This is a genomic window from Gemmatimonadales bacterium, assembly GCA_030697825.1.
Taxonomy (GTDB): Bacteria; Gemmatimonadota; Gemmatimonadetes; order Gemmatimonadales; family JACORV01; genus JACORV01.
In genome coordinates this window covers 1-10,883 of sequence record JAUYOW010000103.1, presented here as the reverse complement: position 1 = coordinate 10,883, position 10,883 = coordinate 1, and the positions used below count along the sequence as shown (strand labels likewise).

Here is a 10,883-nt window from a genome sequence, read left to right as displayed (position 1 = left end):
CCCTCGGTCGCTGGTGGCGGGGCGCCCGCGCGATGCGCCAGAGTAGCTCAGCTGGTTAGAGCAGCGGAATCATAATCCGCGTGTCGGGGGTTCGAGTCCCTCCTCTGGCATATGCAGCACCAGGAGTTACGAGCCCGGCCCGCGGGCGGACTTCATTCCTGCCTCAGCTTCCCGTCCGCAGCAGCGCCTGACCGCATTTACCAATCTGGCCCAGCGACGTAAGGACCGCCAGCCACCGGCGCGTCCCGACAGCACCAACCGCCTGTTAGACCTCACCGTTCGGCCTCCGGCGCGGAGCGGCGGGGCGTGTCAGCTGCAGCGCTGGCCTGTGGGCTGCGGCGTCTCGCTGACCCGATCGCCGTGCCCCCGATGAGCCTCGGCAGCGGCGGCCGCAACACGCTGCCATCTTGGACTGCGGCCACCATGGCACACCCAGACTCGGCCTTCCGGCGCCGGGCCTTGGGCAGGGGTTCTCGTGACGCACGCCGACGCCACTGCAGAGGCAAGGAGCACGCACAACAGGATAGATTGTCTCATTGGGCCTACCTTGCCTGGCGGCATCAGCACACAGTCGTGTCTTTGCTCGGTGCGGCATAACGGCTCGCTCGGTCGGCTCCTCGAAACGCACCCTACGGGAGCGTCACGAATTGGCCAAGAAACTCCCGAGCCGAGGCGATATCGAGACGATAAACGACGTTCGTCGACCGGCATACCGCGTCGCCCGTCACGGTACTCGCCGCAAGAACCTGGGTGCCGCCGACATCCAGGAAATTCGGGCCGCCGGAGTCGCCGAAACATGTTCCACCGTCACCGGTCGCCGGGTTTTGAGACAGCCGCAGGAAGCCCGGGTTCAGGGCACTGAAGCTCGAGAACGCGAACATGCGGGGGATCGGATTCAGATCCTGAAAGAACGGCACTCCTCCGCCGACCACACGGTTCTGCAGCCCGTACCCGACGGCGGTGAACACGGCGTCTGGCAGCGCATCCTGCGCGGCGAGCTGGTCCAGCAGCCCGATGGTCGGGAGCGTTGCGGGCGTGGTGCCCCTCGTACTGCGCTCCGGGAGGATCAAGACCGCGATGTCGCCCGGGTCGTCCTGGCCCTGATTGAAGTTGGGGTTCGTGAAGATTGCCGTCACCGCGATCAGCCTGGCCTTCCTCAGGTCGGTGAGATCGCCAAAACCAATCGGGCTACTGAAACTCACCGAGGCCGTGAACCCGCGGGGGGCCAGCTCGTTCTCGAAGAACACCGTGCAATGAGCTGCTGTCAGAAACACGGTCGGGGCAATCAGCGTGCCCGAGCAGATCGGAAAGATGTGGCCGTCGCTCGCACGTTGGACTATGAACGCCCCGACGTTCCTGTAGGTGTCCGTTTCGTCGATGAAACCGTAGACGATGGCATTGAAACCAGAAGGCAGGGTAGGCCTTGACGTGGTTTCAGGCCGGGTAGAGCGATCGGCGGCGCAACTGCTCAGGAGAGGAGCGAAGCCCACAAGCGCCAGGGCAAGCAGTCGAGAGGACATGGGGAGCCTCCGTGCGACGTTGGGGTGGTGCCGAGCCAGAACACGGCCGCGACGTTATAGCCAATCTTCGGTCTTCTTCAGCGCAATCCGGTATTATCAGCACGCCTCCGATCTCATTGTACGCCGATATCGACGTGCCGTCTAACGACGCGCGCAAAGCTGCGGGCCGCGGCGGCCACCGTCAGTGCGGCCACCCCCGACGCCTCAGCGTTTACAACATAGCACGTTCCGCCGCGGACTGTCAGCTTCAAGCGCTTGATATTTCCAAGAAGTGCCCTCGAGGAGTATCGTCTCATCGATCGGCAAGGATCGTGAACCGTCACTCGAGGAGGGCACCCCATGTGGTGCTCCGGCATCGACCAGCACAAGCGCGATTTAGGCCGTGCAGCCCCCGACTTCTAGTTCGAGGCAGCCCCGGGCAGAGGCAGATCGGAGTTGAAGGACTCGACCACCATCTTCGAGCTGCCGTCCACCTGCCTGCGCCAGATCTCAACGTACTTGCCCCGCTCCGTGACCGGCTTCCCGGACGCATCATTGAAGCTCAGCTCGTAGGTCCCGGTCGAATACGCCAGGTCGCCGGAGCGTGCCGCCTCCACCCTGGTCGGCTGCCAGGTCCCGCTGAGATTGGGCAGGGCATAGAAGCCTTCGATGAGGGCGCGAATGGCGGCGGCGCCTGTGACCGTCGGGGCATTGGGCTGCTGGATGGAGGCCGCGGAGTCCACGAACGCGAGATACCCTGCCAGATCCTTGCGGGCGAAGGCCTGCGCCCAGGCGCTGTCAGCAGCGCGGACCGCGGCCGCGGCACTCGCGCTCTGATCGGCGGGCGGCTGGCATGCGCCCAGGGTGAGGATCAGACCAGCCGCGAGAGCGCCGCTGCGAGTACCGGTCATGAGACCTCCCTTGTGAACAAGATGGCCGCCACCACGAACGCCTGCACCGGCCTAACAGCGTGCGTTTCAGCCGCGGACGGCGCGCCTCCCAGTCATGCAAAGAGTGATGCGCGCCGGCCGTCGGCTGCAAGCGCTCGTTAGGCGCCCACGTGAACGTCTCAGTCCGCGACGTTCCTCACTTACGTTCGAACAGGATTGCCTTGATGTCCGTGGCGCCGATGTTTTCGACACGGTGGGTCCAGGGTTCGTGCTTCATAGCATGCCCGTCCGGTATCTCCAGCTCCACGGATTCACCACCGGGAAGATGAATGCGCGCCTTACCTCCGGTGATGAAATAGACCATCTCGTTAGGGTGAGAATGCTCGATGTCGCTGGTCCCGGCCGGCAGCCACATTTCCACGAGCCGGTAGTCCCCGTCCTCGAGAAGCAGGCGGTAGTTGTTCGGTGATACCTTGATCGGATCCTTGTACTCCATTGTTCGTCTCCTTTCGATTGCTTTGGTGAACAGATACACCCGCCGATGCCTACCCTCTCTTGAAGTCTGGCGGCCCAACTAGGTCTTTGCTGTAAGTGGGCCGCTCTGGGCCCGGCCATACGACTGCGCCCCCCGCTCGTATCCCGGCCGGCGAGGTGGCGGCGCATCGGCGTTAAACGTGCGCGTTGGCTGATGATAGGGCAAGAGAGAACCGTGCGGGCGACTGGGTTGGCACATGTTCAGTGCGCGCGTAAGGGTTTTCGGACTACAGGCGGTCGGCGGGGCTGCGGACGGCGAGGCCGCCACGGTTCAGGACGTGAGTGTAGATCATGGTCGTCGCCACGTCCTGGTGCCCCAGAAGCTCCTGAACGGTCCGGATGTCGTACCCGTCCTCCAGAAGATGGGTGGCGAAGGAATGACGGAGAGCGTGACAGGTGACATGCTTGGCGACGCCGGCCCGCTTGGTCGCCAACCGGACGGCACGCTGAATCGCGGATTCGTGCAAAGGCAAGCGCAGGCGCTCTCCCGTCCGTGGATGAGTCCAGTCCCGCCGCGCCGGCATGAGCCACTGCCACGCCCACTCCGCCGCCGCCCCGGGCGACTTCCTGACCAACGCCGCCGGCAAGAGCACGCGCCCACCACCCTCCCTCAAAGCCTCCCGGTGACGCTCAGGCAGGCGCCCGAGATGCTCGGCAATGGGGTCGCGGGCAAGCCTGGGTAAGACCGTTACGCGATCCTTGGCACCCTTGCCGCCGCGGACCATGATCTCGCCCCGCGCCAGGTCAACGTCTTTCACCCTGAGACGCAAACACTCGGTGATGCGCAGCCCCGCCCCATACAGCAGCATGGCGGCCAGCTTCGCCGTCCCCTCCATGCGATCGAGCAGGCTCTTCACCTCGCCCCGCGTGAGCACCACGGGCAAGTGATGCGCCTTCTTCGCCCGCACGATGCCCTCGAGCCACCCGACTCTCCAGCCCAACACCCGCCGGTAGAGGAAAAGCAGCGCCGCCGTGGCCTGGCCCTGGGTGCTCGGCGCCACCTGCCCCTCGACCGCCAGGCTGGTCAGGAAACGGCTGACATCCTCCGTCCCCAGCGAGGCGGGGTGCGCCATGCCGTTAAAGCGCACGAAACGCTTCACCCACAACCCGTAAGCCTCCTCCGTTCGGGGACTGTACTGCCGCGCGCGGATGGCCCGGCGTAACCTCACGAGCAGCTTCTCGCCCGGACCGCGAGACCCGGTCGGAGCGCCCGAGGAGGCCGGCGCAGCCGACCCCACGGACCCGGCTGGGACCAGGGCCGCCGACGGCTCCCTCGCGGCCGGAACCAGGGCCACAGAGGGCCCCTTCGAGGTGATCGGAACGGGGGGCATGAGGGGCTCCTTCGACCTGGCCGGACCAGGGCCACTCAGGGCGCCATGAAGCGTTAGCCGCTCTGCAGGGCCGGCCCGGTAAGACTCTTCGGCATGCATGGGGCACAATTTGCCGAGGGAGGAAGGAAAGTGGTAACCAAGAAAATGCGGGCCCGCGACCACGGGCGACGCCAGAGGCCCGGCTCGCCGGGCCTCTGGCGTCCCACCCCCCGGGGTCTAGCCGAGGCGCCGGGGACCCTCCATGATTGGCCACCGGTTCCATCACCGCGCAACGAGGAGGCCCCGTGGCGACCAGCGTGCTGGCGAGCAATACCTTCCTCGTGAAGGAGCACGTCGGCCTCTTCAAGGCCGCGAACAACTACGACATCTACGACCCGTCCACCGGCCTGATGGTCATGGAGTGCCGCGAGGAGAAACTCGGCATCTTCACCAAGCTGCTCCGGTTCACGGACTACAAGCGCTACACGCCGTTCGACATCGAGGTCCGCACGCCCCAGGGCGAGCGCATCGTCGAGGTGAAGCGCGGCGTCACGCTGTTCGTCTCGAAGGTCCAGGTGCTGGACGGGCGGGAGAAGCCGATCGGCGCGTTCAAGCAGAAGCTGTTCAGCATCGGCGGCTCGTTCGACGTGCTGGACGAGCACCAGCGCGTGGTCTGCACGCTCCAGGGCAAGTGGACTAGTTGGGAGTTCACCTTCGCCCAGGACGGGGTGGAGCTGGCGCGCGTGACGAAGAAGTGGGTGGGCCTCGGCAAGGAGCTCTTCACCAGCGCGGATAACTACGTGCTCCAGATCGCCGACAAGGTGCCGGCGGACGGCCCGGTGCGGCCGCTCATCCTGGCGGCGGTGATGTGCATCGACATGGTGCTGAAGGAGTAGGCCGGCTACGACGGAGCGCTCCTCAAATCACGATGTTTTCACGGGCGATCGGCAGGTTCGGCTATCGCTGGCCTGTGACCCACCACTTAAACGGAGGAATCAATGCCGTCCAACAAGAAGCAGCCCGTGCGTATCAAGCTGACGCCGAATCAGAAGAAGGCCGTGAAGAAGGCGACTGGCAAGAACGCCGACCATCTGGAGCTGTCGGTCGAGGAGCTGGAGGAGCGCATCGCCCCGATGCGCATGCATTAGCCTGCATGCGTCGGGTGATGGCGGGGCGGTCCCTCTGGGGCCGCCCCGTTTCGCTTGCAGCCGCGACAGTTGACGTTGCCTTGACGGGCCGGGCGCATGATTCCTCCCGTTCGCGGCAATCGCGTCGCGACGTTCCGGGAGGAGAACCATGAAGCGCACGTTCGGGATTCTAGGCGTGGCGCTGGTGACGGTCGCGGCGACGCTGAGCGCCCAGCGGCCGGTGCTCGAGCGCCGCTCGATGGCGGGCCCTCGTCTAGGGCTCACCTACGCCTTCGGCAAGACTGCCGACTCAGTGCTGCAGGCGAACAACCTCGAGCCGATCCTCAGCCAGTTCGGCTGGCACTTCGAGCAGCAGGTGGTGCCCCAAGGCGGCGGACCCATGTTCGTGATCCAGGAGGTGTTCCTGGTTGGCGCGGTGGAGCAGCGCACCGCGATACCGAGCGCGTCGTTCCTCATGGGAATCCGGATGCCCAACGGCTTCGAGTTCGGCCTCGGCCCGAACCTGTCGCCGACCGGCTCGGCGCTCGTGATCGGGATCGGGAAGAGCATCAACTACGGCGGCGTCAGTCTGCCGCTCAACTTCGCGTTCGTGCGCTCGCCCGGGGCGGTGAGGATGACCGTTCTGGTAGGCTACGCGCTCGAGACGACCCGGGATTTCGGCCGATGAACGAACGGTTTCCGGAGGGGAGAGGCCCGGCCCATCACCGGGCCTTTTTCGTTCGTGGATGTTGATGCGGAAGCCGAGGCCTGTTAACTCCCTTGCGACCATTACGGGGAGCAACGATGGCGGATCTGGCGAGCGGGCTCGATGAAGTCCTGGAGTCGTGGCGCGACGTGCGCAACGGGATCGTGGAAGAGGTGGAGAACATCCCGGCGAACCAATTCAACTTTCGCCCGACCGCGGAGGTGCGCAGCGTGCGCGAGCAGGTGCGGCACATCCTCGAGGTGGCGATGATGATGACGGGCGAGTTCACGCGCCCGGACACCAACCTGCGACGGGCGCCGTGGCCGAAGCTGCTGGCCAGGTACGCGAAGCCGGCGTACCGCGCGCAAACGAAGCGGCAGCTGGTGGCGCTGCTGCGCTCGCAGATCAAGGATGCGGAGCGGAAGTTCCGGGCCCAGGGCGAGCTGGCGCTCTATCAGTTCCACACCCGGTTCGACGGGAAGCAGGGGACCAAGTTGGCGTGGGTGCAGCACGGGATCGCGCAGGAGTGGTACCACCGCGGGCAGCTGGCGCTCTACGCTCGGCTCCTGGGACTGGTGCCGGCGCTCACCCAGCGGATCCGGGGAGGGTGAGATGAGATGAGAGGGAGCGGGGAGCGGGGAGCGGTACCTTCCGTGCTGATTGCGGCCGTGACGCTCCTGGCGACGGCTTGCGTACGGGTGCACGTGCAGCGCGGGGGCGGGAGCGCCGCATCGGCGGTGTCGGCTGCCCGCGACTCAGCTGCGTTCCGCGAAGTGCGCGAGCTGCTGGAGCACGGCGCGAGGGCCTGGAATGCGGGGGATCTCGACGGTTTCGTCTCCGACTACGCCGCCGACGCCACGTTCGTAACCGCGACGCGCGTGGTCCGCGGCCGCGCCGCGATCCGCCAGCTGTACTCCCGGCGGTTCGAGCCTGGCGCGACGCGGGACTCGCTCCACTTCGAGCAACTGGAGGTGGACGTGCTGGGGCAGGACGAGCTGAACGCGATCGCCTACTACGTGCTCCAGCGCGGCGACTCGGTCACCGCCCGCGGGCCGACGTCCCTGGTGATGCGTCGCGTGAACGGCCATTGGTTCATCGTCCACGACCACTCGAGCTGACGCCTCTAGCGGGGGAAGTGATACCGCATCCCGGCCGCCAGGCCCCACTGGAAGACCTCGTAGCCCGGTCCGGCCTGGGCGCGCAGCAGGAGATCGATGTTGCCGGCCGCGGGGATGTCGAGATCGGCGAACGCCGTCCCCTGGCTCAACTGCTCGGCGTACGGGCCCCAGCCGACGCCGACGTAGCCCCCGGTGCGCCGCAGGTTCCCCTGGCCGAATCCCATGCCGATCCGCGCCACGTTGGTGAGATAGAACGTTTCAGTCGGCGGCAGCGCCTCGAGACGGAAGTGGGTTCGCTCCGCGTCGCCGAGCCGGAGATAGAAGTTGGGACCGAACACGCCGCTCGGCGTGCCGCGCTTGACCGCGCCCGCGCCGATGCCGATCCGCCGTCCCTCGTGCGCGATCTGCACGCCCCCGAACCCGCCGGAGCCGTCGCCCCAGCCCTCATCGGCGTCGTGGACGCCGCCGTACATCGTGAGCCGCGTGCTCGGGTCGACCATCGCGTCCAGCCGCGCACCCGCCGAGCGCACCTCGACCGGCACCGCGCTCACGAAGTTGCCGTTGCAGTCGAAGGTCGCGTCTTCGTACCGGCCCGCCCCGGCCGCGACGGAAAGTCGCAGCCGGCCGGTCGAATCGGGGGCGACCTGGACGGGCGCCAACTGCCAGGCCGCGAGGACGAGGAATCCGGTTAGGTGGAATGGTCGCATGGCGCTCCCGGCGCGCGGGTTGGCTTGGACTTAGCGTGCGGCCGTCAAGTAGGCGTCAAGCGGCCGTCGCTTCACGACAGTGCCGAGCCGCGGCTTGAGCCGCGAGCGACGCCGATCCTCCGCGTCCCCTCCTACCGTCCCCGCCGGTGGAATCGTGACAGCGGGCTCGACGCCGGCCGGGCGGCCTTGTGCGCCGCGCGTTGTTGCTCCTGCGTCTGCTGATGCCCTTTGCGCTCAGCCTTGGCCTTGGCCCGCGCCCGGTCCTCGGCCTTCTTCGCGCGCATAGCCGCGATGCGCTCCCCGATTGGCACCTCGAAGCGCTCGGCCGGCTGGTGCGCGTAGTCGAACCCAGGCAGCGTCACCCGCGGCAGCCGCTTGCCGATCGCGCGCTCGATCGCGCTCAGGTCCGACTCCTCATCGGGCGAAACGAACGTGAACGCGTCGCCGGTGGTCTCGGCGCGCGCCGTGCGTCCCACCCGGTGGATGTAATCGTCGGGGACGTTCGGCACGTCGAAGTTCACCACGTGGCCCAGCGCTTCGACGTCGATGCCGCGCGCCACGATATCGGTCGCCACCAAGGCGCGGACCTTCCCGCGCTTGAACCCGGCCAGCGCCTCGGTGCGCTGCGCCTGGCTCCGGTTGCCGTGGATCTTGGCGTTCGACATGCCGTGCTTCGTCAGGTACTCGGCGAGCCGGTTGGCGCGGTGCTTGGTGCGGCAGAAGACGATGGCGTCGTGGATCTCCTTCCGCTTCAGCAGCTCCAGCAGCAAGGCGGACTTGAGTTCCCGAGGCACGGGGTAGACGGCCTGCGTGATGCCCACGGCCGGCGCCGATCTTCGCTCGAGGTTGATCGTCACGGGATGCCGGAGCATCTCCGCCGACAGCTTCACGATCTCCTGCGGCATGGTGGCGCTGAAGAAGAGCGTCTGCCGCTTGGCCGGGATGTGGCGCAGCACCCGGCGGATGTCGGGCAGGAATCCCATGTCCAGCATCCGATCGGCCTCGTCGAGCACCAGGAACTCGAGTTTGTCGAGCTTCGCGTAGGGCTGGCGGAAGTGATCGAGCAGCCGGCCCGGCGTGGCGATGATGATGTCCACCCCGCTCCGGAAGGCGTGCTCCTGCGGCGACATCCCCACGCCGCCGAAGACCGGCGCGCCGGTCACCGGCGTGTGCACCGCGAGCTCTTCCATGTGTTCGTGGATCTGCGCGGCCAGCTCGCGGGTCGGCGCGAGGACCAGCGCGCGGGTGACCCCGCGCGGCTTCGCCATCAGGTGCTGGATGATCGGGAGCATGAAGGCCGCGGTCTTTCCGCTTCCTGTCATCGCGCAAGCGAGGACGTCCTTGCCGGCGACGCCGGGCGGGATCGACTGTTCCTGGATGGGCGTGGGTCGGGTGAAGCCCAGCTCGCGGATCGCCTTGAGCAGGGAAGGGTGCAGGCCGAACGAGGAGAATGGCATCAGCAAAGGTAATGGGGGCCGGCCGCGTGGACGAATGCGGCATCGCCACAGGATTCTGGGCGCCCCATCTCGCTTGGCGCGCTCCAGCGTGTAAATTGGCTCACCCATGCCCGTAAGCGAAGCATTCCGCGACTACGTCCTGGAGCAGCTGGCCGGACTCGGCGCCGTCACCGTCCGCCGGATGTTCGGCGGCGCGGGCCTCTACCACGGGGGCCTCTTCTTCGCCGTTCTGGACGACGACCAGCTGTTCTTCAAGGTGAATGACGACACCCGGCCCGCCTACGTGGCGGCGGGAGCGGGCCCGTTCGCGCCCATGCCCAACGAGGCGCCGATGCGCGGCTACTACGAGGTACCGGCGGACGTGCTCGACGACCGGGACCGGCTGGTGGAGTGGGCCCGCGGGGCCGTGAAAGTGGCGCGGGGGGCGGCGGCCCCGAAGAAGCGGGCGGGCAGGAAGGTCGCGAGGAAAGCAGGCGCGAGCGATGGTCTCACACCTGCCCGCATCCTGCAGATGTTTCCACCGCGCATCCGCTCCCTCGCCGCCAAGGTGCGCGACCACGTGAAGCGGGCCCTGCCCACCGTGCGCGAGGTGCCGTATCCGGGCTGGAAGGCGATCGGCTACCGCGATCCCGACGCCGGCCTGGTGTGCACGATCTTCCCGTATAAGGAGTGCGTGCGCCTTTACCTCGAGCACGGGGCGAAGCTGGCCGATCCCGACCGGATCATCGAGGGCGCCGGCAAGACGCGCCAGGTGCGCTACGTGACGATGCGCTTGCCCGGCGACGTCAAGGCACGGGCGCTCACTCGCGCGCTGCGCGCCGCGCTGGCTTTCGGGGCCATGCGATGACGCCCCCGCTGTTGACGTGCCTCTGCCGGGTTGGTGCAGCTGGATTCTCGCGGATGCCGCTGCGCCCAGGGACCGGTTCCGGTCTTGCCGCTCTGCTGCTTTTCGCGGCCGCCGTCCCCGCGGCGGCTCAGTGCCCGGACGGCAGCCCGCCGCCGTGCGGCCGGCCTCGTGCCGTGGCGCGCGCCCCCACTCCGGCGCCCACCAGCGTGGCGGTGCTGGCCTTCGAGAACCTGTCGCCCGACAGCGCCGACGCCTACGTGGCTGAAGGGCTGACCGAGGAGATCGCGGCTCGGCTGGGCCAGGTGGAGCGGCTGGTGGTAACCTCGCGCACCACGGTGCGCCGGCTGCGCGAAGCTGCCACGATGAGCCCGCCGGAGCTGGGCCGCACCCTCAACGTCAGCTATCTCGTTAACGGCCGCGTGCGCCGGGTCGGGACCCGGCTGCGCGTGTCGGTGGAACTGTTGCGAGCCTCGACCGGAGTGCAGGTGTGGACCAATCAGTTCGACTTGTCCGGAGAGGACCTGCTCGGTGTCCAGGAGAACGTCGCTCAGGCGGTGGGCACCGCCATTGCCGGGCGCCTCCTGCCTGGCGAGCGCGCCTCCATTGAGGCGCGCCCCACGCGCAACGCCGCGGCGTACGACCTTCTCCTGCGCGGCAACTACATGCTGGGCCAGCGCACCCAGCAGTC

The 10,883-nt window shown here is 67.4% G+C and carries 13 protein-coding genes and 1 tRNA gene; 8 read left to right on the top strand and 6 right to left on the bottom strand.

Features of this window, described 5'->3' with window-relative positions; genetic code table 11:
* Positions 1-36: 36 nt before the first annotated feature.
* A tRNA-Met gene (locus tag Q8Q85_05605) sits at positions 37-110 on the top strand.
* A 519-nt stretch (positions 111-629) separates the two neighbouring features.
* Here Q8Q85_05605 and Q8Q85_05600 read toward each other — a convergent pair.
* The 4 genes from Q8Q85_05600 to Q8Q85_05585 all read right to left on the bottom strand — a co-directional run bounded on the left by Q8Q85_05600 (position 630) and on the right by Q8Q85_05585 (position 4,161).
* The gene (locus Q8Q85_05600) at positions 630-1,520 is read right to left on the bottom strand and encodes a trypsin-like serine protease (protein MDP3773726.1); all 891 of its coding nucleotides are present in this window, start codon (positions 1,518-1,520) and stop codon (positions 630-632) included.
* Between the two features lie 398 nt (positions 1,521-1,918).
* On the bottom strand, positions 1,919-2,410 hold the full coding sequence (locus tag Q8Q85_05595; protein ID MDP3773725.1) for a DUF4440 domain-containing protein: 492 nt from the start codon (positions 2,408-2,410) through the stop codon (positions 1,919-1,921).
* Between the two features lie 175 nt (positions 2,411-2,585).
* Positions 2,586-2,885, bottom strand: coding sequence for a hypothetical protein (locus Q8Q85_05590; GenBank protein MDP3773724.1), 300 nt, complete (start codon positions 2,883-2,885; stop codon positions 2,586-2,588).
* Between the two features lie 265 nt (positions 2,886-3,150).
* Positions 3,151-4,161, bottom strand: a complete 1,011-nt coding sequence (locus Q8Q85_05585) for an integron integrase (protein MDP3773723.1) — start codon at positions 4,159-4,161, stop codon at positions 3,151-3,153.
* A 377-nt stretch (positions 4,162-4,538) separates the two neighbouring features.
* On the opposite strand from Q8Q85_05585, the gene Q8Q85_05580 reads away from it, so the two are divergent.
* The 5 genes from Q8Q85_05580 (at position 4,539) to Q8Q85_05560 (ending at position 7,184) form a co-directional block, all read left to right on the top strand.
* Positions 4,539-5,129 (top strand): phospholipid scramblase-related protein, encoded by a 591-nt coding sequence (locus Q8Q85_05580; GenBank protein MDP3773722.1) that lies wholly within the window; start codon positions 4,539-4,541, stop codon positions 5,127-5,129.
* A 102-nt stretch (positions 5,130-5,231) separates the two neighbouring features.
* A complete protein-coding gene (locus Q8Q85_05575; protein MDP3773721.1) occupies positions 5,232-5,381 on the top strand; it encodes a hypothetical protein in 150 nt (49 codons plus the stop codon).
* A gap of 148 nt (positions 5,382-5,529) precedes the next feature.
* Positions 5,530-6,048 carry a hypothetical protein gene (locus Q8Q85_05570; protein MDP3773720.1) on the top strand — a complete coding sequence of 173 codons (519 nt, stop codon included), beginning with the start codon at positions 5,530-5,532 and terminating at the stop codon, positions 6,046-6,048.
* 116 nt (positions 6,049-6,164) lie between these two features.
* Positions 6,165-6,677, top strand: a complete 513-nt coding sequence (locus Q8Q85_05565; GenBank protein MDP3773719.1) for a DinB family protein — start codon at positions 6,165-6,167, stop codon at positions 6,675-6,677.
* A 42-nt stretch (positions 6,678-6,719) separates the two neighbouring features.
* The gene (locus tag Q8Q85_05560; GenBank protein MDP3773718.1) at positions 6,720-7,184 is read left to right on the top strand and encodes an SgcJ/EcaC family oxidoreductase; all 465 of its coding nucleotides are present in this window, start codon (positions 6,720-6,722) and stop codon (positions 7,182-7,184) included.
* A gap of 5 nt (positions 7,185-7,189) precedes the next feature.
* Here Q8Q85_05560 and Q8Q85_05555 read toward each other — a convergent pair whose 3' ends face one another.
* Together Q8Q85_05555 and Q8Q85_05550 are read right to left on the bottom strand one after the other, a co-directional pair.
* Positions 7,190-7,891: a hypothetical protein gene (locus Q8Q85_05555; protein ID MDP3773717.1), complete on the bottom strand. Its 702-nt coding sequence runs from the start codon at positions 7,889-7,891 to the stop codon at positions 7,190-7,192.
* A gap of 131 nt (positions 7,892-8,022) precedes the next feature.
* On the bottom strand, positions 8,023-9,348 hold the full coding sequence (locus Q8Q85_05550) for a DEAD/DEAH box helicase (protein MDP3773716.1): 1,326 nt from the start codon (positions 9,346-9,348) through the stop codon (positions 8,023-8,025).
* 106 nt (positions 9,349-9,454) lie between these two features.
* Between Q8Q85_05550 and Q8Q85_05545 the strand changes: the two genes are divergently transcribed.
* Together Q8Q85_05545 and Q8Q85_05540 are read left to right on the top strand one after the other, a co-directional pair.
* Entirely contained in the window at positions 9,455-10,195 is a 741-nt protein-coding gene (locus Q8Q85_05545; GenBank protein MDP3773715.1) for a TfoX/Sxy family protein, read from the top strand.
* Between the two features lie 53 nt (positions 10,196-10,248).
* Positions 10,249-10,883: hypothetical protein (locus tag Q8Q85_05540; protein ID MDP3773714.1), on the top strand; the 635-nt coding region annotated here is incomplete at its 3' end.

Coding starts and splice junctions, on each gene's coding strand:
- Q8Q85_05590 (MDP3773724.1), bottom strand. CDS start 2,885: ATGGAGTACAAGGATCCGATCAAGGTATCACCGAACAACTACCGCCTG.
- Q8Q85_05555 (MDP3773717.1), bottom strand. CDS start 7,891: ATGCGACCATTCCACCTAACCGGATTCCTCGTCCTCGCGGCCTGGCAG.
- Q8Q85_05570 (MDP3773720.1), top strand. CDS start 5,530: ATGAAGCGCACGTTCGGGATTCTAGGCGTGGCGCTGGTGACGGTCGCG.
- Q8Q85_05595 (MDP3773725.1), bottom strand. CDS start 2,410: ATGACCGGTACTCGCAGCGGCGCTCTCGCGGCTGGTCTGATCCTCACC.
- Q8Q85_05575 (MDP3773721.1), top strand. CDS start 5,232: ATGCCGTCCAACAAGAAGCAGCCCGTGCGTATCAAGCTGACGCCGAAT.
- Q8Q85_05550 (MDP3773716.1), bottom strand. CDS start 9,348: ATGCCATTCTCCTCGTTCGGCCTGCACCCTTCCCTGCTCAAGGCGATC.
- Q8Q85_05565 (MDP3773719.1), top strand. CDS start 6,165: ATGGCGGATCTGGCGAGCGGGCTCGATGAAGTCCTGGAGTCGTGGCGC.
- Q8Q85_05600 (MDP3773726.1), bottom strand. CDS start 1,520: ATGTCCTCTCGACTGCTTGCCCTGGCGCTTGTGGGCTTCGCTCCTCTC.
- Q8Q85_05545 (MDP3773715.1), top strand. CDS start 9,455: ATGCCCGTAAGCGAAGCATTCCGCGACTACGTCCTGGAGCAGCTGGCC.